Origin of the sequence: Streptomyces sp. NPDC085900 (genome assembly GCF_044540925.1) — a bacterium.
Taxonomy (GTDB): domain Bacteria; phylum Actinomycetota; class Actinomycetes; order Streptomycetales; family Streptomycetaceae; genus Streptomyces; species Streptomyces gilvifuscus.
In genome coordinates this window covers 114,271-135,132 of the sequence record NZ_JBITSP010000012.1, presented here as the reverse complement: position 1 = coordinate 135,132, position 20,862 = coordinate 114,271, and the positions used below count along the sequence as shown (strand labels likewise).

Below are 20,862 nucleotides of genomic sequence, written 5' to 3'. Positions count from 1 at the left end.
GATCATCGAACAGTTGACCGAATCTGTGGGGCCTCTGTGCAAACCGTGGCGTTGGGCATAGCTCGCATGTTGTAGCTCTGGTGGGGTGATCTCCCCGTTCACGAGATGGGAGAAAACCCACCATGCGTAACAGACGCTTAACCGCCATAGCTCTCGGTATCGGTAGCCTCGCCGCGATACTCACCGGGACCAGTGCGCACGCTGCCCCCAGCGCGGGCAGCGGTCAGGGGCAGGTCATTTGGCTGCGCTCCAGCAAGCCCATCGATCTGCCGTTGGGCGCCAAGTACCAGAGCTTGGCCAAGCAACGCTCGTTCGTCTCCTCTCAAAGGCTGCAGACCAGCGAGACGCCGCAGGCCCCGCAACCGTCCAGCGAGGCCGAGGAGCAGAAGATCGCTCAGGAGAGCGGTCAGAAGTACGTCGCCGATACAGGTGCCGCCGCCGCGAAGAGGCGGATCCTCGCTGCCGCGGCCCTCACCAAGGAACAGTGCCGAGCGATGCCGGACGCACACACAACGGCCGGCAAGGTGATCAACCACTTCAGCTTCTGTCGCTGGGGTTACAACACGGCCATCAAGCTCAACGGCCAGGGCGAAGTCGAAGGTATGGTCCGGTTTCGCGAGACCGAAATCGGCACCGGCTCCGACAACATGCGGGACGCGACCATCGAGGTTCACACCGACCAGCTCACGTCGTCCGGTGTGTTCAACGACTCCGCGTTGATGAGCTTTGAGGTGACGCAGGCGGGATGGCCGTCCTCCAGCTCCTGCAAGGTCGCCGACATCTCCTCGAACCCTTTCACGACGACCGTTGGCGATTGGCGGGACGAGTACATCGCCTACGGCCTCGTGTCTGCCAAGGGCACTGGCACAGGCCCCGACGACATCGCGACCTGCGTGTACCAGCACAACTGGAAAGTCACCGGCGACGGTGCAACCACGCCGTGGAGCAGCGGACCCCAGAACGGTCTGCGTTTTGACTCCTCGAAGTCTCTCGGCAGCAAGTACTACGACGAGGGAGTGATCTTCGACCGCGTCATGCCGGCGTTCTCCTACGACCGCGCCAAGAGCGACACCAAGGGCGTCGCGAACCACGTCTACGACGCGCTGTACAGGCCGCAGACCACTTACCCGAGCAAGGCCAACAAGGTGATCCCGGGCGACATCTGGAACGGTCGGCCGCCCCTGCACCGCAACTGGCCCAACTACGACGCTGCCGCAGCCGACACGGCCCGCAAGAACCGAAGCGCCAAGGACGCGGCATGCCGGGGTCTCAGTCGTCCTAACGACACCTACCAGTGCGACGAATTCCCCTTCGCCTCGACCAAGGAAGGCGCTGGCCGGGGTGACGGAAACTTCTCCGTCCGCTACGTGCCGGGCGCCGAGAACAGCAAGGCGGGCTCGGAGCTGTCCGACTGGTACGGCAGTGACCGGATCCTGCACAACAACGAGTACGGCATCTTCGTGAAGTAACCGGCCATGCCGAAACGGGGGCGGTCCTTCGGACCGCCCCCGACCTGTCTAAGTGGATCAGCGCATGTTCAGCGGGGGCTTCCCATGCATACGGGCCATACGCTCCCGGCGACTCCCGGATTCGGAGGGGGTCGGCCGTTCCTGTGTTCCAGAGGGCACGAAGACAATCACATACGCCTCGAAGCCCTCGTGGACCCCCCATTCCTCGCGCTCCATAGCAGCGTCGAACCGTTCACGGGAGTCGCTCCGGCCCTGTGACCACACCTGCACGCGGTAGGTACGGGACGGATCCAAGGCCATGAACGGCTCGCCCGGTTGAGCTTGCAGACCGAACACCTCAACCGATTCTCGGGCCGACCCGGCCGGGCCGTTCATCGTGTCAAAGACTGCCATACGGCCCGTGTAAACCGGCTTGTACTCCACAGAAGCGATCAGTGTCCACGCCGGCCCAGGAGCCTCGTCCAGTTGGTCGTTGACGGCCAGGACGACCGGCGCAGAGTGCTCCTGAACCCGCGACGTCACGACGAGCTGGCCGGGTTCGGCGACAACTGGTTCGTCGGTCTGGAAATCCGGCTCGCTCTCTCTGCGTTCGAAGCCTCGTTCCCAATGCTCGCCCACTGAGAAGTGGCTGTGCTCGATGCTGACTGCTCCAACCCCGCTGATCTCTGGCATGCCTTGGAGCCTTTCAGGAAAGCAGCCGTTGCGCAGTATCCGTGTCGGCCAGCCTTGACCTGCGAGAGTGCGGGAGGCGCACGGGGCAGGAGACGCTGAGCAGCCGGAAGCCGGGCACGATGCTGCCGCAGCAGCGGACCGACAGCGGCGAAGGTCGGCTTCAGCCTTGTCGACGGTTGCGAATTTCTCGGCTGGATCGCTGACTGCCTGTTCTCTATCCGCTCGCGCGGTCGGGCAGGTTCGAAGGGGGGCCTGGTTCGGGTGAGTTGTCCGGGGCGGGTGCATGAAGGAAGGGCGTCCTGGTAGCTCGCGCATGTCGAGTCCAGCGAGAAGCAAGAGGTCCTGTTGTCGAAGTGTCGCGTGGTCGTGGTCGCCGAGTCCAGTTCGTCCATTCGTGGGTGTGACTGCCTTGCCCACAGTTTCGGAAACGCGGTCGACCGGCCGCAGCGCCGGCCCTGATACGGCTCGGACATGAGCGATGCCGAGTGGGCCGTGGTCAGGGACCTGCTGTCGGTGCCGGGCTGGCTTTCGGGTCGTGGCGGGCGTCCGGAGGGCTACTGCCACCGGCAGATGATCGACGCAGTGCGCTACCTCGTCGACAACGGCATCAAGCCTTTTCGGTCGGGTCTCTAGTAGTGCTTGGTCACGTTGATTCGCCGGTGGCGTGTCCGTTTGATCGGGTGTGTCGTTGACCGGGAGCGCTGGGTGGGGAGTTGGCCGCGGTCCGGTGTGATCTGGAGGACTTCGCGGCAGAGATGTTCGAGCCGTTCTCGCGGACGGATCAACGCCGGTGGGGCGAGGTCTATCTGCGGGGCCTGCTGCTGGACGGCCGACGCAAGTCGGTGGAGCCGATGGCCGCCCGGCTGGGCGAGGACGGCAACCGGCAGGCCCTGGCGAACTTCACCACCACCAGCCCGTGGGACGCGGCGCATGTCCGCGCTCGCCTTGCTTGGCGGATGCAGCAGGTGATCAAGCCGACCGCGCTGATCGTCGATGACACCGGCTTCCTCAAGGACGGGGACGCCTCGGCCTGCGTGGCCCGGCAGTACACCGGCACCGCGGGCAAGGTCACCAACTGCCTGGCCGGAGTCTCGCTGCACCTGGCTTCCGACGCGGCGTCGGCGTCCGTCGACTGGCGCCTGTTCCTGCCTGAGAGCTGGGACCCCGCCTCACCGAAGGCTGATCCGGCCAAGGCGGCCCGCCGCACGAAGTGCGGCATCCCCGAAGAAGTCGGTCATGTCGAGAAGTGGCAGCTGGCCCTGGACATGATCGACGAGACGAGGTCGTGGGGTATCGAGGTGCCCCTCGTCGTCGCCGACGGAGGCTACGGCGATGCCGCAGCCTTCCGCCTCGGCCTGGAGGAACGCGCGCTTGACTACGTGGTGGGCATCTCCACCACGACCACTGCCCAGCCGGAAGAAGCCAGGCCCTGCATCCCGCCCTACGGCGGTCGAGGGCCTCGGCCGCAGCCTGTTTTACCCCGAGCCGGCCCGGGCCGGGAAGAAGCTGGTCATCGAGGCTGGCAAGCAGGTGGCGAAGCCGGTGCAGTGGCGGGAAGGCTCCCGCCCGGGCAGCGGCCGCAGCGGTTTGAAGCGGATGTACTCGCGGTTCGTGGCCCTGCGGATCAGGCCCGCCGGACGCGAGATCCGCAAGAGAGCCGACGGACCCGAACTACCTGTGCGCTGGCTGCTGGCCGCATGGCCCGCCACCGAGTCCGAACCCGTGCAGTTCTGGCTGTCCAACCTGCCCGCCGACACTCCGCTGGCCACTCTCTGCGCACCGCGAAGCTGCGCTGGCGCATCGAGAACGACTACCGCGAGATGAAACAGGTTTTGGGCCTGGCCCACTTCGAGGGCCGCACCTGGCGAGGCTGGGACCACCACGTCACCCTGGTCTCCGTCGCGCACGCCTTCTGCACCCCCCAGCGCATCACCCGGTCCCCAAAAGAGACGGCGCCGGCCTGAGCCTCTACAAGGTCGCCCGCGAACTGCAGCTACTCCTCGCGGTCTGGACCGGCGCCCGCCCCACGTGTCACCGCGACATGCCACAACTGATACCGACCTGACCAAGCACTACTAGAACCCGTCTTCCGCGCGCTGGCCGGCGGCAAGCCGTCCTCGGTACTGGAGTGGCTGAACAAACCAGGGCGGGCCGCGCTGCTCAACCAGATCCACGACGCCGGCGTGCCGGTCACCCACGACATGCTCGACCAGCTCGCCCCGGCCGACCGCACCGCCAACTCCGCATGATCCTCGTCGCCACCCACGTGCTGCCCGAACGCGACGAGCAACTCGCCGCGCTGGAACGCTGGGTCTCCCAGTACCTCAAGAACACCACCGATCCTGTCGAGCGCCGGCTCCTGCACGCCTTCGTCACCTGGCACTACCTGCGTCGCCTGCGCCGCAAGCACCACCCCGAGCGCCCCCTGTCACCTCACACCGCGGCCAACGTCCGCTACTGCCTCGCCCAGTCCGGCCAGTTCCTCCACTGGCTGCGCGAGCACGGAGTCCCGCTTACCGCCTGCAGCCAGTACGACATCGACACATGGCTTGCCGAGGGCACCGTAATGCGATTCAAGGCCCGCGGCTTCGTCCGGTGGGCAGCCCGCCACAACCACATCCGACGCCCGGTCACTTTCCCGCCGATGCCCAGCGGCAGGCCGTACCGGACACTGCCCGATGGCGCCTGGTCCACCGCTTCCTGCACGACGACTCCATCACCGCTGTCGACCGCGTCGTCGGCCTCCTTGTCCTCCTTTACGGCCAGCCCCTCACCAAGATCGCCGCTCTCACCACCGGCCAAGTCCTCACCACCGACCAAGGCGTCCGTCTCGCCCTCGGCCCCCACCCTGTCGCCGTACCCCCACCGCTGGATCAACTCCTGATCGACCTCGCCGAAGACCGCGACAGCGCCCTCGCGCTCGGCCGGAGCACTGACCACTCCTGGCTCCTGCCCGGCACCCACCCGGGCCGCCCCCGCAGCCCCCGCCAACTGCGCAGCGCCTCGCGTCCTACGGTCTGCCTTCCCGGCTCGGACCCAACAGCGCGCTGATCGACCTCGCAGCGCAGATGCCCCCTGCCGTCCTCAGCGAGGTCCTTGGCGTCTCCATCGGAGCGGCCACTGGCTGGGCCGCCGCCGCGGGCGGCCTCCGCGCGCAGTACGCCGCCGAACTCAGCCGCCGCTCGAAGAGCAGAGACCAGGGTCGGATGCTTGCGGTGACGCTCTCGAAGAACGGAGGCCACGACGTGAGTGAATAGGGGCATGCTCTTCGACTTCACACACGACCACGACGGTGAACAACTCAGCGGTGTGTACGGCGGTGATCCGTCCGGGGTCACCGCCGTGGTGCTGCATGGCGCAGGCACCAGCAGCACGGAGCGACTGCTCCCTCTGGTGCGACAGTTCGTGGCCCACGGCTGTCGAGGGGTCGCCTTCGACTTCTCCGGGCACGGCGAAAGCACCGGCAAACTGACCGAGTTAAGCCTGCGGCGACGGTTCGAGCAGGCCGTCGCGGTGATCGATGCTTATGCGGGGGCGGACGGGCCGCTGGTCCTGGTGGGGTTCAGCATGAGCGGACAGACGGTGGCCGATCTCGTCAGGCATTACGGGGATCGGGTGGCGGCGCTGGGGCTGTGCGCGCCCGCCGTGTACAGCGCCGAGGCGTGGGACGTGCCCTTCGGGGACGGGAACGGCCGGTTCAGCGGCATCATCCGGCAGCCGGACAGCTGGCGTAAGGCGCCCGCGCTTGAGGTGCTGCGGGCGTACGAGGGCCGGGCGGTGCTCGCCGTGCCGGGCACGGACGCCGTAATCCCGACCGCGGTGACCGAGGCCGTACAGGACGCGCTGACCGCGCGCGCCCAGTACACGCGGCTCGACCTTCCGGACGCGCAGCACCAGCTGGGAATGTGGTTCCGCGATCACGCCGAGGACCGGCGGGGGTTCGTCGGGGCGGTGTTGACCGGCCTCGACGACCGTGGCTGGACGGCGACGCGTGGGTGGGTGGCCAAGCAGCTCGGCCACGGTCGCTCGGTCGCCGACTCGTGCCTGCTGTCCGGTGGGTGGAGCTCCCAGATGCGCCGGCTCACGCTCGACGACGATACGGACTTGGTGCAACGTACCTTCGTAAAGCCGTTCTTCCGCCACCACGGCCCCGGACTGCTCGCCCGTGAGGCGTGCGTCCTGGCGCTGCTCGCCGGGCGGGAAGGTATCCCGGCTCCCGGGTTCGTCGCTGTGGATGCCACGGCCGAACATTGCGATCACCCGACCCTGTTGATGTCAGCGCTGCCGGGCCGTGTCCGCGTGGACGAGGAGGACCTCGACCTGCGCCTGGACCTGCTCGCGGCCCAGCTCGTCCGCGTCCACGGCGTCATACCGGACGAAAGACCGCGCACCTACCAGGCGTGGACGTCCCCGGAGCGCGTCCGTGCCCCGAACAGTTCTCTGTGGGAGCGTGCCGTGGACGTGATCCGCCGCAATCCGCCACCATACGAAGGCTGCTTTCTGCACCGCGACTTTCATCCCGGGAACGTGCTCTTCACGGGAGCTGGGAGGGGGCTGCGGATCACTGGTGTCGTGGACTGGGTCGAGACCTCGTGGGGACCTGCCGACCTGGACGTGGCGCACTGCTCGACCGCGCTCGCGCTGCTGCACGGGCCGGCGTACGGGCTGGACTTCCGCGAGCGATACGAGGCACACGGCGGCCGGGACCTGGCCGACGACCCCGACCACCTGTACTGGCGGCTGCTCGACGCCCTGCACTACTGCCCCGACGCGGCGAAGCTGGCTGGGCCGTGGCGTGACCTGGGGCGGGACGATCTGACGTCCGAGGTGCTCGGGGCACGGCTGGAGGTGTACGTGGACGGCCTGCTGCAGAGGTACGGCTGACCGGCCCTGGATCACTTGTCCGACACCGACCCGAGGAGGCGTCGCGTTGGCCGCCGTGGTGCTCGTTCATGGCCTGTATCACCGTCCCGAACACTTCGCTCTGGTGGCGGAACGCTTGCGGAGCGCAGGAACTGAGGTCGTCATTCCCCAGCTCCACCGGGGCTCGTTGCCAGCTGACACAACCGCGGTCCAGGCTGTCATCGACTCGCTACCAGAGCCTCCGATTGTGCTCGGTCACTCCTACGGCGGGTCAGTGATCACGGGGCTGCGCGGGGCGGGATATCTGGTCTATCTGGCGGCCTTCGTGCCGGATGTCGGCGAGAGCGCGGCTGGTCTTGGTGGCGCGTCCCCGCAGCTCCAGGACGCGATCACCCCTGAGCCCGACGGCTCGACCAGCCTGCACCCCGACCGGGCCACCGACACCCTCTACAGCGACTGTCCCGAACCTCTCGCCGCCTGGGCGGTTGGCCTCCTGCGTGCCCAAGCCCCCGGCTGCGGACGAGGCATCCCAGAGCGCCACAGCTGGAAGCACACTCCCGCCACCTATGTCGTCTGCGCGCAGGACCGGGCCATCGACCCGGTCCTGCAGCGGAAGATGGCCTCGCGCTGCACCGACGTGCGCGAGTGGCAGACCGGCCACTCCCCGTTCGTAGGACAGCCCGAACTCATCGCCGACCTTCTGCAGGAACTGCTCGCCGCCAACACCCCGCGCCAGCCCGATGAAGGAGTCACAACCTCTCGTTGATGCCGCAGATACAGGCAAGCTGTGTGATCAGGCGGTGGACTTGGCCGCGATCCTGGTGAATAGCTTGTCGCGCACGGCAGGCCACTCGCCCGCAAGCACGCTGTAGTACAGCGAGTCCCGACGAGTACCGTCCTGGCGCAGCATGTGGCTGCGCAACGTCCCCTCGTACACGAGTCCCAGCCGTGTCAAGGCCTGCTGGGAACGCACGTTGAGGTTGTCGGTGCGCAAGGCAATCCTGACCAGGCCCAGATCATCGAAGGCATGCCCGAACAGCAGCAGCTTGGATTCGGCGTTGTAGGGGCCGCCCCAGCACGAACGATCGAACCAGGTTGCACCAATCTCAGCACGCCCCTCGGTAAGATCAAGCGCATACATGCTGGTCGAGCCGACTACCGTCTCGTCCGCCAGGCGTTGAACCGCGAAGCACCGTCGAGCCGGATCCTCCAGCATCTCGCTGATCAACGCCCGCATCTGTGTCAGAGAGTCGGGGCGGGGCCGGGGCATCCATCGCCATACCTCGGGATCCGACGCTGAGGCGAAGAGCGCGTCGGCATGGCCGATGGAGAGTGGGATGAGGCGGACGGTGCGGCCCAGGAGAGAGTCGTTGCTCACCACTGCACCGTAGCTCCGGGATCATACAGCCGAGATGATGATCAACGCCGTCATACCTCGGTGCCCTCGTCTGCTATGCCTCTGCTTGCCGGGTTCGCCTGGCTTAACTTGGTGCAGAGGAGGATCAAGGCCCGCTCCCGCACCACCGCCGAAGGCGTCATCTGCGGCGTTGCTGAAGCACTGGTATTGCTGCGCGGTCGCGACGCCCGACGGACAGCTGCGGCTGATCACCCGCACTGCGCCGCTGCGTACGGTCGACCGGCAGCCCATTCCGCAGCTATGGATAACCGGGATCGCCAGTACTGGTCGAGGCGCTGGGCAGGTCCAGCAAGGTGGCTGTTGCCAAGTACGCATGGTCCGGCCGTGAGCGCCTGGGTCTGCTGCGGGTGCGCGAGGACGTCCTGGTGCTGCACGCGATGCGGTGGCCGGACGAGATCCGCGACCCCGCCGAGATCCTCCCGCCGCCCGTCGACGTGGACGAGGACGAGGACGAGATCAAGGGTGCGCTTGCGCTGGTGGACACGATGACGCGCGAGGACCTGCACGATGAGGAGTTCCACGACACCTACACCGAGGCGCTGGCGAAGGTGATCGAGGCGAAGCGGGGAGATCAGCCGCTGCCCGAAGCCCCGGAGACGGAAGAACAGCCGGGCAAGGTGCTGGATCTGATGGCCGCCCTGCAGGAGTCGGTGCAAAAGGCGCGCACCTCTCGCGGCGAGACGGGCGGCGCCGACGTCCACGACCTGTCGACGGCTAAGAAGAGCCCGGCCAAGAAAACCGCGAAGAAGACGACCGGCCGCAAGCCGCGCAGCGCGTGACCCGGCATGCCCCTCCAGCTGGCCAGGAATGCCAGGCGGGGGAGGGCTGTTGTGAGAGGCGTGGTGGTGAAGGGACAGTGTCCCCGGGCCTCACCTATTGCCTGCTGGGACGATCGTTCGGCTGAAGCCCTGCAGAGCCTTTCGCCGCGTAGGCGACCGCCCTTCCCACCACAGCCTGCATCTGCAGCCCCGAGCGCTTTGGTGTTCGGGGCCGCGGTGCGTCCCGGCCCTGCTGGTCGGGTGCCTGGTGGCTGGCTACATGTCGGGTTCCTGGCGCAGGTCCAGGAAGCAGCGCAGCCTCACGCCAGGTTCGCCGGGTTCGCGGACTGTACGGTCCGCCTGCGCGATCGCGCAGCGCGCGGCGAGCAGTTCCTGAACGGCGAAGGCGGTGGCGTCGTCGTAGGCGGCGACCTCGATCACGGCCAGGCCCGGCTCGGCGATGTGCGCGTCGTGGATCGGTCTCATGCCCGGCATGACGTACCGGGCCCGGGCGGGGTTCTGCACAGGCTCCGCTTCACCCGACCGAGTACGGGTCAAGGGTGGTGGTCAGGTGCGGACGCTGAAGCGCACGCTGGTGCCCCACTTCTCCTGCACCGCGTCCATGCACCACTGACACAGGGGCCGGCCGCCGCGTCCGTAGCGGTGGGTCTTGCGCTGGCAGCCCGCGCACAGGCCGACCTGGTCGCCGCTGCAGGTCAGTGCGGAGGGGTCGGGATCGGCGATCGGCGGGGGAGTCGTCATCGGGGAAGGTCCTGTCCTGGGGTGATCACCACACAGCGCCCAGTGGGGAGGGTATCGGGCGGCATGGCACAGAGGTTCGAGCGGCGCGGAGAGTCGTGGGCCGGGATAAGTCGAGGACCTCGAGCCGGTTGTCGGGCCGGCAGTGGGTGCAGGCGCGCAGGCCGTCGGCCAGGAGCCGGCGGGCTTCGTCGCGGTCGACGGGCCGACGGCGGGAGCCGAGCATGTAGCAGTCTCCGGCGTGCAACTGAATACGCGGCCGTCCGGTGTCGATACCCACTTCGACGACCCAGTCCGGCGTCGGTGGCCGGTGGCGGCGGCCGTGCTCGGCTTCGGCCTGGCGCCGCAGCAGGGCGTGGATCTTGGCGTCGATGCGCTGCACCCACAGCGTGCCAGGTGCGCAGGGTACGCAGGCGGTCCAGGTCGGGCGGCAGGTCATCGAACACATTTTTGATTCTATGCTCATGATCCATGCTTCGCGCCTCTCGCGTGTTCGATTTTTTGTTCGATAACGTGGGGTGTGGGAGGTGAGGGTCATGACGAGCGGCCAGCCGACGCGTGTGGTGTCGACGGTGATGCATGTGCGCTGCCCGAACCGGCTGGGGGAGGAGGCCTACCGGCAGGTCCTGGAGCAGCTCGCGGAGCTGTCCCCGGTGGTGCAGGCACTGCCGCCCACCGCAGCGCTGGTTGAGCTGAAGGGCGCCCTGCGCTACCACGGCACCGACGCAGGCCACCTGGGAGAGGTCCTGCGAGCACGTACGCTCTCCCGTCTGGGGGTCGACGTTCGGGTCGGCATCGGCCCGTCGATCACCGTGGCCACCACCGCCTCCGCCCAGGTGCCGGAACCCGGCGGCGTCCTCGCCGTCGCCCCCGACGATGTCGCCACCTGGCTGGGTCCGCTGCCCGTAGAAGCGCTGCACGGCATTGGCCCTCGCCAGGCTGGGGTGCTGCGCGAGTACGGCATCCACAGCGTGGGCCTGCTCGCCGCCGTCTCACCCGACACCGTGAAGCGTCTGCTCGGTGGCCGGGCCGGCCGGACGGCGGCCGACCGGGCCCGCGGCATCGACCCCCGCCCCGTCGTCCCGCGCGCGCTGCCCGCTGCCGCGGCCGTCAGCCGCGCCTTCGACCACCATGTACTGGACGGCGCCGCCGTCCGCGCCGCCCTGCTCGAGCTCGTGGTCCAACTGGATCTGCTGCTGCGCCGCCGCGGCCAGGCCGCCCAGGCCGTGACCCTCACCCTGCGCTTCGCCGGGGCAGCCGCTGGGAGAAGACCCGCCGTCTCGCGGAGCCGTCCGCGCACGACGACGACCTGCGCCAGCTCGCCTACCAGCTGATGGACGCCGCCGGCCTGCAACGCGGACGCCTGACCGGGCTCGTCCTCAAGGGCGAGGACCTCGTCGACGCCGACCAGGTCGCCACGCAGATCAGCCTGGACAACGCTCGCGAAGCCCGCCTGCAGCGCGGCCGTCATCGGTCCGGCCGCCGTCTTCCGCCACGCCTCCTGACCCGACCGATCTGTATGGGCCCGCACCGATCCGTCCGGCCCTGTGGAGGTGAGTGCCTGTGCTGCTCGACCCGCCCGGCCGCCCCGGCTGGCCCCAGGAACTGCCGCACTGGCCCTGCGTCCAAGCCGTCGACGCCGCCCTGCTCGCCCGCGGCATCCCGCCCGGCCTGGTGCGAGCCAACATCAACAGCATCCGGTGGGACCTGGCCGGCTACATGCTCCTGCAGTGGGACTCCAGCCGCACCCACGGCCACGGCGGCATCCGCCTGAACTGGGAGGAACACAAAGGCTGGTCCTACGCCCTGCTCGGCCTCAACCCCGACGACGTCCTGCTCTCCAGCGTCCTCATCCCCATCGAGACGAGCTACGCCGACCCGGAGGCGATCACCGACGTCGCCCAGGAACTCGTGATGCGCCGGCTGCCGCAAGGGCGCTACCGCACCGAGTGGCCGGGCGCGAAGCGGGCCCGGGCGGCTGCGAGCGACTTCCGCCGCACCGCCTTCGGCCTTGCGTCGGTGGGGTCCAGGATGGGCGAGGAGACCACGGAGGGAGAGGGCGTGCAGCTGACCATCGACACCCAGAGGGACACCTACGAGCAGGCGATCGCCGCGGTCCAGGCCGCCTAAAGACGGACGACCAACGGCGTGAAGGGGAAGGATCTATTGAACCTCGAATTGATTCTCAAGGTGATCGTTCACACCCGCCCCAGGGTTTACATAAATAAGTACGCTGTGTACACCCTGGGACAGTCGACCCAAGCTGACATAGCCAACAGTCGAAGCACCCGGGTCGAGGGGGCTCGACTTCCACTCAAGCACGAAACCGGTCGGCCCGGACATTCACATCAAGGTCGGCCGCACCCTCTACTCGGTGCCCTGGAAACTGATCGGCCGCCGTGTCGATGTCCGCGCCACCGCCGTCACCGTGCAGGTCTTCCACGACGGTGAACTGGTCAAGACCCACGCGGCACTTGAGCAGGGCAAACGCACCGACAAGGTTGACTACCCGCCGGAGAAGATCGCTTTCCAGATGCGGACGCCGATCTGGTGCCGCGGCCAGGCATCCCAGGTCGGTGACGCCTGCCGGGAGGTGATCGACCAGCTCCTGGAGGTCAACGCCCTCTACCGGCTCCGGGCCGCCCAGGGGGTACTCGGGCTGCGCAAGAAGTACGGCGACACGCGCCTGGAGGCCGCCTGCCGCAAGGCGATCGCGGTCGGCGACCCGTCCTACCGCACTGTCAAGGGCATCCTGGTCGCCGGCACCGAGACCGACCCGGAACCCGAGACCGGCGACGGCGGAGCCTCCGCCTTCCTGCACGGGCCCGAGGGCCTGTTCGCGGCCACAATCCCCACCCAGATCCCCGGCGGCGCCCACGATGACCAGGGCCACGATGACGCCGAGGAGGCCGCCCGGTGAGCGTGATGACCACCGCCCTGCGTGACTCCCTCAAGACCCTGCAGCTGTCCGGCATGCTCGAAACCCTCGACGCCGCCTCACCCAGGCCCAGAAGGGCGAACTCGGTCACCTCGACTTCCTCCAGGTCCTCTGCCACGACGAGATCACCCGGCGTGAATCCGTCGCGCTCGAACGCCGCCTGCGCAAGGCCAAGTTCGAGCAGCAGGCCACCCTGGAGGGCTTCGACTTCAACGCCTTTCCGAAGCTGCCTGCCGCCCAGATCCGCGACCTTGCGGCCCTGCGCTGGCTCCACTCCGGTGAGTCCGTCATGTCCGCTTCGCCAAGACCAGCCGCATCCTCGCCGAGCTCGCCGGCGGCCACGCGGACCGCACCTGGGACAGGCGCATGCGTGAACTGATCCGCCCTGACCTGCTCATCCTCGACGACTTCGCCATGCGCCAGCTGTCCGCGTCCCAGGCCGATGACCTCTACGAACTCGTCTCCGAGCGGCAGGGCCGGTCTCTGATCATCACGAGCAACAGGGCGCCGAGCGACTGGTATCCCCTCTTCCCCACCCCGGTCGTCGCCGAGTCGTTGCTGGACCGGCTGATCAACTCCAGCCACCAGGTCATCATGAACGGCCCCAGCTACCGGCCCAACAAGCGGCCCAAGGGACCCGCCGACAAGCCGGGCACACCCTCGAACGGCTACTGAGATTCTTCGCGTGATGTCGCCCTTCTCAGCTGCCGGAACAGCATCAATGCTTGATCTCGCCAACCACTCGCCCAGAGATCATCGGGTAGGCGCGGGGGAGGGAAGTCCTTCGAATCGCGTTCCCCTCGCGTTGTCGGTGGCTGCCCTTACGCTCCAGCCATGGAATTGGTGACGTCACCGTGGGACCCAGCTGCGCGAGTTGACTAAAGGCTGTCCCGCAATGACCGCTCAGAGCTTTGGAAACGGCGGCACCTCGTCCATGACCTGCAGAAGCTTGCGTGCGGGAGCCGACTCCTCCGGCCGCACGGATGCGGCGAGACCTTCGATGACTGGCCGGCCTGCGGTTACTGCTGCCCTGGCGGCCGCCTCCCAGCCGGGTTGCTCCCTGTAGCTCGTGTAGTACTTGCTGTCCCTTGCCACCGCAGCGGCGGAGTGCCATTGCTCGGCCCGGCAGATGCTTCCCAGTAAGTCCAACAACTCGGCCTTGCAGGGCACATGCGGGGCTCCGGCCAGTTCGAGGAGGAACGGAACCGTCGGGGCCGTCGCCTCGCCGACTACGAAGCCCAATGCGCAAACAGTGTCGCCTAGTTCGTCTATGGCAAGACGTGCGGTGTCCTCATCGGCATACGCGATCCGGGACAACAGAGGGGGGATGGTTCCAGCCGGGGCCTGTTGTGCGTCACGGAGTTCGTTCCAGTTGATCCCCGAGACCCGCTTCAAGAGACTACCCATGCGCCGCTTCCCCCTCATCGGCTGCTGTTATCGGTGGATGTGGCCTCGGCCGCACGGACATCCGGTGGGATGATCTTGATGTGGCTGGTGTGATCACTGCGTCGGATCCGTCCTGGATAGCCCCGTTCGCCGGGATGAGCCCGCGGCAGTTCGGCAAGCTGCTGACCGCACTGCGACGCGAAGGCGCGGACGCGGTCCGCAGGGGGCGACCGTGGAGCCTGCCGCTGGAGGACCGGGTTCTGCTGATCGCGGCGTACTGGCGGACGCACCTGACTCTGAGGCAGTTGGCGCCGCTGTTCGGGGTCTCGAAATCGGCAGCCGGCCGCATCATCGACCACCTTGCACCGTCGCTCGCACTCCAACCGCGTAAGCGGTTCCGCAGGGACACTGTGCTTATCGTTGACGGCACCTTGGTTCCCACCCGTGACCACACCGTCGCCGAGCAGTCGAAGAACTATCGGTACTCCACGAATCACCAGGTCGTCATCGACGCAGACACTCGGCTCGTCGTCGCTGTCGGCCGACCGTTGCCTGGCAACCGCAACGACTGCAAGGCATGGGAGTTGTCCGGCGCCAAGGCCGCAGTCGGCAAGGCCGTAGTGATCGCGGACGGCGGCTACCGAGGCACCGGCCTGGTCATCCCGCACCGCCGCGAGCCCGGTCAGACCGAACTCCCGGACTGGAAAGAGGAACACAACGCCTCCCACCGCAAAGTCCGAGCCCGCGTCGAGCACGTCTTCGCCCGCATGAAGAGCTGGAAGATCCTGCGTGACTGCCGCCTGAAAGGCGACGGCGTCCACCACGCGATGCTCGGCATCGCCCGCCTGCACAACCTCGCCCTCGCCGGGTGACCAAGGAACGAGCCGGTCAGCAGGTAAGTCCAAAATCATTTACGGGACAGCCCTTACATAGGGGAGCTGGCAAGCAAGGGCGACCTTGCCGAGCTGTCGCGTGCCTTGCTCCTTGCGGAGGACTCATGGCACGAGGGCTTCGGAGTGACGACGGTGCTGCGCGGTCTGTCAGAGGCAGACCGCATTGCACTGGCCCGGTCTTTCGTGGAGCAGGCAGTAACGACACCGGCAGACAGTGGGGTCGGTAACCGCGGGCTGGTGCTGCTCGCCGCAGTCTCGCGTGACATCGCCGATGCCGACTGGTGCCAGGCATGGGAAGCCTTGCTGATGGAGATGGCAGATCAGTTCTGGTCCTGTGGAATCAGCGACGAGCTGTGGACGTGCAGCCAGGCTCTGCTGGACGCCGGCAGGCACGTACCCGAACCGGTCGTCGCCCTGCTTCGCCGCTCCGCGCTGGAGCACGCCTGGCCCACGGAATGCGTGACACCGGTGCTCGACCGCCTTCGCCACCCCGTACTCAACCCCGGCGAGCCATGGGCCGATGCATTGCTCACCGACTTGCCCTCGCTTGGCGAGCCCTGGCCCGGCGTCATCGGCCACGCTCTGCTCGCGCCGGTGGCGCGCCCCACGCGCGCCTGGGACCGCAGGGCGCTGGCCCTCACCGCCCCGATCGGCACCGAGGAGATCCGCCGGGCGGTGACGCCCTGGCTGGACCTCACCGCCAGTGGCGGGGGTCGCGGGGACGGGGGCTACGACCCGTACAACTTGCCTGCACTCGCCGGGTTGACCTGGCTGCTCTCCTTGTTGCCCCCGCATCCCGTATCCATCCGCACCCTTGGAGACCTGGTCGAACGTGCACCCGTGCGAACCCCGCTGACCGGCACTGCCGTACGCGCCCTGGCCCGCGTCCCTCAACAAGCGGGTCGCTCCGAACTGGAGCGGCTTTTTGGCTGCGTCCGGCACAAGGTGACGCAACGACAGATTCGTAAGGTGCTGGATGCTTGAGCCGAGAGTGTCTACTGGTGATCTTTGGGCGTAGCCGTTCATGGGTCGAGCATTGTTGCTGTTCAGCAGCCGGAACTAGCGACATCACGTGAAGAATCTCAGTAGCGGTGTGATCGCCGGAGCACCCGTAGCAGCTTGCGTTCGAGGAGTCCACCCGGCTGCTGGCCAACCCGCTCGCCCGGCCCGAGGACATCAGCCCGTGACCGACTCACGGATACGCCAGCAGTTCGGCAACGGGGACGGCCACCTCTTCCCGGGTAAGGCATCGGGCAGGCCAAGGAACGCGGTCGGCACTCACAACCTGCTGCATCAGTTCGGGCTACCCGTCCTCGCCGCCCGCAACACCGTGATGATCGAAGCGGTTACCAGCCTCCCGCCCATCGTGGTTGCCGATCTGTTCGGCATGCACCCCAGCGCAGCCCAGAGGTGGGCGAACTATGCCAAAGACGACTGGAATGTCTATCTCGCAGCCCGCATGGCCGCTGACGAGCCGGGACGTGAATCGAAGGCCCGTTACTGAACTCGAATGCGTGATGTCGGTGAGCCGTCCGTGATCAGGCGGACCCCGGCCAGGCAGCCGTTCGGCGCGGCTGGCAGCCGCGCCAAGAGAAGGCATCCGTACGGGCCCGAGGCCACCGCCCGGCTCAACCGTCTTCCCCCCAACGGACTGGTCCACGGCTTGCGGGAGATCTCCTCGGCTCCGCTGTCAGCGTGGGCCGGCCCAGAAGTGGCGGACATAGTGTCTGCCGCTGCGCCAGGGGAGGCCGGGGCCGCGGACTCCGTCCTCGTGCCGCCAGTGCAGGATGGCGTAGACGGAGAGCAGGATGCCGGACAGCAGGCCGAGGGTGAAAAGGGGCAGCGCGCCGCCGTCCGGAACGGTGCTCTTCACGCCCAGGACGCACGTCACGACCAGGATCAGGCTGAGGGCGGAGGCCAGGAGCCAGCCGAGGCGCCAGAGCTTGGTGGCGGCGAGACTGAGGACGGTGATCTCGACGGGGTCGCCGCAGGTGGCGCAGGCGAGGGTGGCGCGGTGGGCGCCGGTGGCGGGACGTTCGAGGTTGATGGGGTGGGGTTGGGAGACCCGGATCCGGGATGACCCATAGGCGGAGTCTGACGTCAGATGCTCGTAGTGCGTGGACGGCACCGGTCCGAGTCTTCGTGGCATGACCTCTCCCCTTGATCAGATCATCTAACTATCACCAAATCCGCCACAGTGTCCACAAGTTCGGGGACTCCCCCGATCTCGACACGGAGGCCGTCCGCAGTGTGCCCCTCACGGACGGCGCCGCCGCAGGCGCGGACCACGGCGAGGCCCGGAGTGGTCCGGTCCGGATCCTGGCCGAGACCGAGGTATGCAGCGAGATGGTCGTCCTGGGCGACGGCGGCGAGGTCGGAAAGCGGGGACCCGGAGATGCGGAACTCCGGTACGGCAGGAGCGAGATCGGCGAGAAGGCGGAGTGCCCGGCGCCGGTCCTCCCCCTGACCTGAAGGGCGATGGCGAGTGCCTGGGCCGGATCGGGATGTCGGGAGACCAGGGGCGTGGACCGGCCGCGGAGGTGGTCGAGACCGGGAATGGTGCCGACGAGGATCCAAGCCCTCGCGGGCACCGGAGACGATCAGCTCACGGATGAACTCGGCGAGCGGAAGACGTGGAAAACGAGCCGGCCGCCGGGGGTGGTGGTGTCCAGGCGCTCGTGCAGCGAGCAGAAGCCGATCTCGCGGCGCCGCAGTTCGCCAACCATGGTGACCAGGTCCTTGAGGGAGCGACCGTAGCGGTCCAGCGCGGGGACCACCAGGGTGTCGCCGGCGGCGAGGAAGGCGTGGCAGGCCTTGAGCTCGGGCCGGAGGTCGTCCTTGCCGCACCTCTTGTCGGCGAAGATGCGCCGGCACCCGGCCGCGGTGAGGGCATCGATCTGGCGGTCGAGCTTCTGCCCGCCGGTGGCGCGCGCCTGAAGGTGTTGGGGCAAGGACTTGATGGCCCCTTGGCATCAACGCAAGCCAGCGGGGTCGACCCGGGGCCACACGGGTTTTCCGAATCCGATCTTGGAGTGCACACAGATTTCTTGCCATAACTGGTTTGTGATGCAAAGCTGACTGGGTGACAGACGCTTCGATGCCCTCGCAAGGCACGCCTCACGAAGTCCTCGCCGGTCTCGGTGAATTGACCCGCAAGGTCCGAGCCGCTCAGCGCGGCACCTGGTTTCCTCTCCTGCTGCTCGGCGCGCTCACGCTGGGCGGCATCCTGGTCAACCGCTTCACCTTCCACGTCGAGACCGTTCCCTGCCCGGCAACCGCCCCCGCCGCAGACATGGGCTGCACCGTGGGGGTGAAGCAGGGTTCGCCGTACTATTGGGACCTCGGGCTTGCCCTCGCCTACGTCGCGACGACGTTCTTCTACATCCGCCGCTCCCGCGACCGGGGTGTCGGCACCCCGGTCCGGCCGTACATTCTCACCGGGGTAGCCCTGCTTGGCCTGGTGGCCGCCACCACGTTCTGGGCCACCCGTCACGGGCTCCCGCAGCCCGGCGACCCGATCGACTTCTGGGGCCTGCACCTCGACCCCACTTCCGAGGCGACGGGGTTCGTCGGAATGCTCGTCGGCAACGTCACGGCCGTCGGACTGCCGCTGCTCGTACTGTCCTGGGTGGAGCGCAGCCGTGCCCTGCTGCTGCTCGCCCTGGCGTACCTGGCCCTGTTCCTGGTGCCGTTCCTCACCCGCTTCCAGCTCTTCCAGTTCATCCCCGTCACCTCCCCCTGGTCCGCCGCGCCCCGCCTTGGCCTCCAGGCTTTGCTCCTCCTGCTCGGCGCCCTCGGCTTCGGCCTGGCCGAGCGATCCCGTCGGCACGACGTCTCATGACCTCCGAGCCCGATCAGCATCCCGTCAACGGCCTGAACGACGTGGTCCACCAGCGCGTCCGTCTCGGCATCCTCACCGTGGCCCACCAGGCACGCCGGGTCGAGTTCGGCTTCCTACGCACGGCACTCGGCCTCACCGCCGGAAATCTCAGCCAGCATCTCACCGTCCTGGAGAAGGCCGGACTGGTCGAGATCGAGAAGGGCTACGAGGGCAAGCGCGCCCGCACCTGGCTCTCCCTCACCCCCGCGGGCGAGCGCGCGCTGCGCGACGAAGTCACCCAGCTCAAGCGACTCATCCAGCAGATCGAGACACCGACCAAGAACCCCGGGGAGGACATGTGACCACCACACCGGCCAGCCCGAGAACGGACCTGACGCGCCGGCGCATGCTCACAGCCGCGCTGGCTGCCAGCGTCGGGGCCGCCGTACCGATCAGCGCAGCGCGCCAGGCATGGGCGGCTTCGGCCGCCACCGGCCCGGTACAGCTCACACTGCCCGCCCCCACCGGGCCGCACCCGGTGGGCACGGTGCCGCTCCACCTCGTCGACACCTCGCGTCCGGATCCTGTGGCCGGCCCGGGGCATCCCCGCGAGTTGATGGCCAGCGTCTGGTACCCCGCTTGCAAGACGAAGGACCTGCCGCGTGCTCCCTGGGTGACCCAGGGTGCGCTGCGGGCGTTTCTGACGGACGTCGGCTTCCCCCTCGATCCCGCCCTCGGCCCACTCACCGCCGCACACGTCGGCGCACCCGTGCACCAAACGGGCCATCGCCTGCCCGTCCTCGTGTACTCGCACGGCGCGGGCAGCCATCGCGGCGACCACACCATCATGGTCCAGGAACTCGCCAGCCACGGCTACGCCGTGCTCACCGTCGACCACACGTACGACGCGTTCAGCGAGTTCCCCGACGGTCGACTCACCGTTCCGGCAGTGGTCCCGCCGTTTCTGGGGCCCCGGGACTTCGCCACGGACCTCCGGTTCGTGCTCGACGTCGTCGAGGGCCTTGCCGGCGGGCACAACCCCGACGTCGAGGGCAGGCCACTGCCCCAGGGCCTGCCCGGCGCCCTCGACCCGAGGTGCATCGGCGCGTTCGGCTGGTCGAAGGGTGGCACCGCCACCGCGCTCACTATGCTCGCCGACCAGCGTGTTGGCGCCGGGCTCAGTATCGACGGTCCGATGCAGCCGACCATCTCCACCGACCTGGACCGGCCGTTCATGATGATGACCGCTTCGTTTACCCGGGCCGCCATGCCGGACGTCGCCGAGTTCTGGACACACCTTCGTGGTTGGCGGCTCAACATCCAGGCCGACGGGGCCATCCACAAGACGTACGGCGACGACGCGACACTGATCCCGCAAGCGGGGAAGGTCCTCGGCATGACCAACCAGCAGATCCAGGACATGATCGGCACCCTCGATCCGGCTCGGGGGGTCCGGATCCAGCAGGCTTACCCGCTCGCGTTCTTCGACCTACACCTGCGACACCGCCGGGGACATCTGCTCGACGGCCCGAGCGCGGCCTTCCCAGAGGTGAAGTTCATCCCATGAGAAGCGTCGGACCGCGCGCAACGCGGGGTCCGACGTCCAGGGCGTCGTCCACGGAGGCGGTCTCCAGGTGCCGGACCGTGGCCAGCATCGTCGCGGTCTTCCGGCTCTCCTCCAGGTCCCGCGAGGTCGGGGCCTTCGAGCCCAGCCCATACCGGGCCAGCGCCGCCATCCGCGCCGCAGGCACTCCGCCGGTGTCCACCAGGCCGGCACCGAGCTGTGCAGCAGGCTCGGCTCCTTGAGTCCCCGCCCGGTTGCTGCCGCCGTTTGCGGCTGGTGACGCGGTTCTTACCGGCAAACGCGAGGACCCCAATGTGCTCTGG

General features: G+C 67.9%; 24 protein-coding genes and 3 pseudogenes. 18 read left to right on the top strand and 9 right to left on the bottom strand.

What is annotated here, in order from left to right; genetic code table 11:
* Nucleotides 1–122 precede the first annotated feature (122 nt).
* Nucleotides 123–1,469, top strand: coding sequence for a NucA/NucB deoxyribonuclease domain-containing protein (locus ACIGDI_RS34020; RefSeq protein WP_399904902.1), 1,347 nt, complete (start codon nt 123–125; stop codon nt 1,467–1,469).
* 57 nt (nt 1,470–1,526) lie between these two features.
* Here the strand turns inward: ACIGDI_RS34020 and ACIGDI_RS34015 are convergent, their stop codons facing one another.
* A complete protein-coding gene (locus ACIGDI_RS34015; protein WP_399904900.1) occupies nt 1,527–2,141 on the bottom strand; it encodes a hypothetical protein in 615 nt (204 codons plus the stop codon).
* 471 nt (nt 2,142–2,612) lie between these two features.
* Here ACIGDI_RS34015 and ACIGDI_RS34010 point away from each other — a divergent pair, with 471 nt between their 5' ends.
* From ACIGDI_RS34010 to ACIGDI_RS33990, 5 genes are all read left to right on the top strand, one after another.
* Nucleotides 2,613–2,774 (top strand): transposase, encoded by a 162-nt coding sequence (locus ACIGDI_RS34010; RefSeq protein WP_399904897.1) that lies wholly within the window; start codon nt 2,613–2,615, stop codon nt 2,772–2,774.
* A 122-nt stretch (nt 2,775–2,896) separates the two neighbouring features.
* On the top strand, nt 2,897–4,105 hold the full coding sequence (locus ACIGDI_RS34005) for an IS701 family transposase (protein WP_399904894.1): 1,209 nt from the start codon (nt 2,897–2,899) through the stop codon (nt 4,103–4,105).
* 281 nt (nt 4,106–4,386) lie between these two features.
* Nucleotides 4,387–5,025, top strand: coding sequence for a hypothetical protein (locus ACIGDI_RS34000; protein ID WP_399904891.1), 639 nt, complete (start codon nt 4,387–4,389; stop codon nt 5,023–5,025).
* A 377-nt stretch (nt 5,026–5,402) separates the two neighbouring features.
* Nucleotides 5,403–7,025, top strand: coding sequence for an alpha/beta fold hydrolase (locus ACIGDI_RS33995; protein ID WP_399904888.1), 1,623 nt, complete (start codon nt 5,403–5,405; stop codon nt 7,023–7,025).
* A gap of 46 nt (nt 7,026–7,071) precedes the next feature.
* Nucleotides 7,072–7,770: an alpha/beta hydrolase gene (locus ACIGDI_RS33990; RefSeq protein ID WP_399904885.1), complete on the top strand. Its 699-nt coding sequence runs from the start codon at nt 7,072–7,074 to the stop codon at nt 7,768–7,770.
* A 27-nt stretch (nt 7,771–7,797) separates the two neighbouring features.
* Here the strand turns inward: ACIGDI_RS33990 and ACIGDI_RS33985 are convergent, their stop codons facing one another.
* Nucleotides 7,798–8,382, bottom strand: coding sequence for a GNAT family N-acetyltransferase (locus ACIGDI_RS33985; protein WP_399904882.1), 585 nt, complete (start codon nt 8,380–8,382; stop codon nt 7,798–7,800).
* Between the two features lie 332 nt (nt 8,383–8,714).
* On the opposite strand from ACIGDI_RS33985, the gene ACIGDI_RS33980 reads away from it, so the two are divergent.
* Nucleotides 8,715–9,200, top strand: a complete 486-nt coding sequence (locus ACIGDI_RS33980) for a Ku protein (protein WP_399904879.1) — start codon at nt 8,715–8,717, stop codon at nt 9,198–9,200.
* A 255-nt stretch (nt 9,201–9,455) separates the two neighbouring features.
* Here ACIGDI_RS33980 and ACIGDI_RS33975 read toward each other — a convergent pair whose 3' ends face one another.
* The 3 genes from ACIGDI_RS33975 to ACIGDI_RS33965 all read right to left on the bottom strand — a co-directional run bounded on the left by ACIGDI_RS33975 (nt 9,456) and on the right by ACIGDI_RS33965 (nt 10,377).
* Nucleotides 9,456–9,665, bottom strand: coding sequence for a DUF6207 family protein (locus ACIGDI_RS33975; protein ID WP_399904876.1), 210 nt, complete (start codon nt 9,663–9,665; stop codon nt 9,456–9,458).
* Nucleotides 9,666–9,746: 81 nt separating this feature from the next.
* Nucleotides 9,747–9,941, bottom strand: a complete 195-nt coding sequence (locus ACIGDI_RS33970) for a hypothetical protein (protein WP_399904873.1) — start codon at nt 9,939–9,941, stop codon at nt 9,747–9,749.
* Between the two features lie 25 nt (nt 9,942–9,966).
* On the bottom strand, nt 9,967–10,377 hold the full coding sequence (locus tag ACIGDI_RS33965; protein WP_399904870.1) for a DUF6233 domain-containing protein: 411 nt from the start codon (nt 10,375–10,377) through the stop codon (nt 9,967–9,969).
* 97 nt (nt 10,378–10,474) lie between these two features.
* Here ACIGDI_RS33965 and ACIGDI_RS33960 point away from each other — a divergent pair.
* The 4 genes and pseudogenes from ACIGDI_RS33960 to ACIGDI_RS33945 form a co-directional block, all read left to right on the top strand.
* Nucleotides 10,475–11,443: pseudogene (locus ACIGDI_RS33960) on the top strand (hypothetical protein).
* 58 nt (nt 11,444–11,501) lie between these two features.
* Nucleotides 11,502–12,068, top strand: a complete 567-nt coding sequence (locus ACIGDI_RS33955) for a hypothetical protein (RefSeq protein ID WP_399904867.1) — start codon at nt 11,502–11,504, stop codon at nt 12,066–12,068.
* 202 nt (nt 12,069–12,270) lie between these two features.
* A pseudogene (locus ACIGDI_RS33950) lies at nt 12,271–12,858 on the top strand (Mu transposase domain-containing protein); the annotation flags it as partial.
* Between the two features lie 136 nt (nt 12,859–12,994).
* A pseudogene (locus ACIGDI_RS33945) lies at nt 12,995–13,551 on the top strand (ATP-binding protein); the annotation flags it as partial.
* A gap of 228 nt (nt 13,552–13,779) precedes the next feature.
* On the opposite strand, the gene ACIGDI_RS33940 reads toward ACIGDI_RS33945, so the two are convergent.
* Nucleotides 13,780–14,283: a hypothetical protein gene (locus tag ACIGDI_RS33940; RefSeq protein ID WP_399904864.1), complete on the bottom strand. Its 504-nt coding sequence runs from the start codon at nt 14,281–14,283 to the stop codon at nt 13,780–13,782.
* Nucleotides 14,284–14,363: 80 nt separating this feature from the next.
* Here ACIGDI_RS33940 and ACIGDI_RS33935 point away from each other — a divergent pair, with 80 nt between their 5' ends.
* The 3 genes from ACIGDI_RS33935 to ACIGDI_RS33925 all read left to right on the top strand — a co-directional run bounded on the left by ACIGDI_RS33935 (nt 14,364) and on the right by ACIGDI_RS33925 (nt 16,659).
* A complete protein-coding gene (locus tag ACIGDI_RS33935) occupies nt 14,364–15,134 on the top strand; it encodes a transposase (protein ID WP_399904861.1) in 771 nt (256 codons plus the stop codon).
* Nucleotides 15,135–15,278: 144 nt separating this feature from the next.
* Nucleotides 15,279–16,139 carry a hypothetical protein gene (locus tag ACIGDI_RS33930; RefSeq protein WP_399904859.1) on the top strand — a complete coding sequence of 287 codons (861 nt, stop codon included), beginning with the start codon at nt 15,279–15,281 and terminating at the stop codon, nt 16,137–16,139.
* A gap of 199 nt (nt 16,140–16,338) precedes the next feature.
* Nucleotides 16,339–16,659 (top strand): hypothetical protein, encoded by a 321-nt coding sequence (locus ACIGDI_RS33925; RefSeq protein ID WP_399904857.1) that lies wholly within the window; start codon nt 16,339–16,341, stop codon nt 16,657–16,659.
* Nucleotides 16,660–16,845: 186 nt separating this feature from the next.
* Here the strand turns inward: ACIGDI_RS33925 and ACIGDI_RS33920 are convergent, their stop codons facing one another.
* Complete coding sequence (locus tag ACIGDI_RS33920; RefSeq protein ID WP_399904855.1) at nt 16,846–17,304, bottom strand: hypothetical protein; 459 nt, start codon at nt 17,302–17,304, stop codon at nt 16,846–16,848.
* Nucleotides 17,305–17,405: 101 nt separating this feature from the next.
* On the opposite strand from ACIGDI_RS33920, the gene ACIGDI_RS33915 reads away from it, so the two are divergent.
* The gene (locus tag ACIGDI_RS33915; RefSeq protein WP_399904852.1) at nt 17,406–17,627 is read left to right on the top strand and encodes a hypothetical protein; all 222 of its coding nucleotides are present in this window, start codon (nt 17,406–17,408) and stop codon (nt 17,625–17,627) included.
* A gap of 128 nt (nt 17,628–17,755) precedes the next feature.
* Here the strand turns inward: ACIGDI_RS33915 and ACIGDI_RS33910 are convergent, their stop codons facing one another.
* On the bottom strand, nt 17,756–18,106 hold the full coding sequence (locus ACIGDI_RS33910) for a recombinase family protein (RefSeq protein WP_399904851.1): 351 nt from the start codon (nt 18,104–18,106) through the stop codon (nt 17,756–17,758).
* A gap of 146 nt (nt 18,107–18,252) precedes the next feature.
* On the opposite strand from ACIGDI_RS33910, the gene ACIGDI_RS33905 reads away from it, so the two are divergent.
* From ACIGDI_RS33905 to ACIGDI_RS33895, 3 genes are read left to right on the top strand one after another with little or no spacing between them, the layout of a single operon-like run.
* Nucleotides 18,253–18,996 (top strand): hypothetical protein, encoded by a 744-nt coding sequence (locus ACIGDI_RS33905; protein ID WP_399904848.1) that lies wholly within the window; start codon nt 18,253–18,255, stop codon nt 18,994–18,996.
* Nucleotides 18,993–19,337 carry a winged helix-turn-helix domain-containing protein gene (locus ACIGDI_RS33900; protein ID WP_399368499.1) on the top strand — a complete coding sequence of 115 codons (345 nt, stop codon included), beginning with the start codon at nt 18,993–18,995 and terminating at the stop codon, nt 19,335–19,337. Before ACIGDI_RS33905 ends, ACIGDI_RS33900 begins: the two co-directional genes overlap by 4 nt.
* Nucleotides 19,334–20,542, top strand: a complete 1,209-nt coding sequence (locus tag ACIGDI_RS33895) for an alpha/beta hydrolase family protein (protein WP_399904845.1) — start codon at nt 19,334–19,336, stop codon at nt 20,540–20,542. The genes ACIGDI_RS33900 and ACIGDI_RS33895 overlap by 4 nt, the downstream gene beginning before the upstream one ends.
* Here the strand turns inward: ACIGDI_RS33895 and ACIGDI_RS33890 are convergent.
* Nucleotides 20,532–20,726, bottom strand: coding sequence for a hypothetical protein (locus ACIGDI_RS33890; RefSeq protein ID WP_399904842.1), 195 nt, complete (start codon nt 20,724–20,726; stop codon nt 20,532–20,534). The genes ACIGDI_RS33895 and ACIGDI_RS33890 overlap by 11 nt on opposite strands.
* Nucleotides 20,727–20,862 lie beyond the last annotated feature (136 nt).

Bases quoted from the DNA above. Each gene is read 5' to 3' on its own strand.
- ACIGDI_RS33995 (WP_399904888.1), top strand. From the start codon at position 5,403: ATGCTCTTCGACTTCACACACGACCACGACGGTGAACAACTCAGCGGT.
- ACIGDI_RS33965 (WP_399904870.1), bottom strand. From the start codon at position 10,377: ATGACCTGCCGCCCGACCTGGACCGCCTGCGTACCCTGCGCACCTGGC.
- ACIGDI_RS33970 (WP_399904873.1), bottom strand. From the start codon at position 9,941: ATGACGACTCCCCCGCCGATCGCCGATCCCGACCCCTCCGCACTGACC.
- ACIGDI_RS34000 (WP_399904891.1), top strand. From the start codon at position 4,387: ATGATCCTCGTCGCCACCCACGTGCTGCCCGAACGCGACGAGCAACTC.
- ACIGDI_RS33940 (WP_399904864.1), bottom strand. From the start codon at position 14,283: ATGGGTAGTCTCTTGAAGCGGGTCTCGGGGATCAACTGGAACGAACTC.
- ACIGDI_RS33905 (WP_399904848.1), top strand. From the start codon at position 18,253: ATGCCCTCGCAAGGCACGCCTCACGAAGTCCTCGCCGGTCTCGGTGAA.
- ACIGDI_RS33900 (WP_399368499.1), top strand. From the start codon at position 18,993: ATGACCTCCGAGCCCGATCAGCATCCCGTCAACGGCCTGAACGACGTG.
- ACIGDI_RS34010 (WP_399904897.1), top strand. From the start codon at position 2,613: ATGAGCGATGCCGAGTGGGCCGTGGTCAGGGACCTGCTGTCGGTGCCG.
- ACIGDI_RS34015 (WP_399904900.1), bottom strand. From the start codon at position 2,141: ATGCCAGAGATCAGCGGGGTTGGAGCAGTCAGCATCGAGCACAGCCAC.
- ACIGDI_RS34005 (WP_399904894.1), top strand. From the start codon at position 2,897: ATGTTCGAGCCGTTCTCGCGGACGGATCAACGCCGGTGGGGCGAGGTC.
- ACIGDI_RS34020 (WP_399904902.1), top strand. From the start codon at position 123: ATGCGTAACAGACGCTTAACCGCCATAGCTCTCGGTATCGGTAGCCTC.
- ACIGDI_RS33975 (WP_399904876.1), bottom strand. From the start codon at position 9,665: ATGAGACCGATCCACGACGCGCACATCGCCGAGCCGGGCCTGGCCGTG.
- ACIGDI_RS33920 (WP_399904855.1), bottom strand. From the start codon at position 17,304: ATGCCACGAAGACTCGGACCGGTGCCGTCCACGCACTACGAGCATCTG.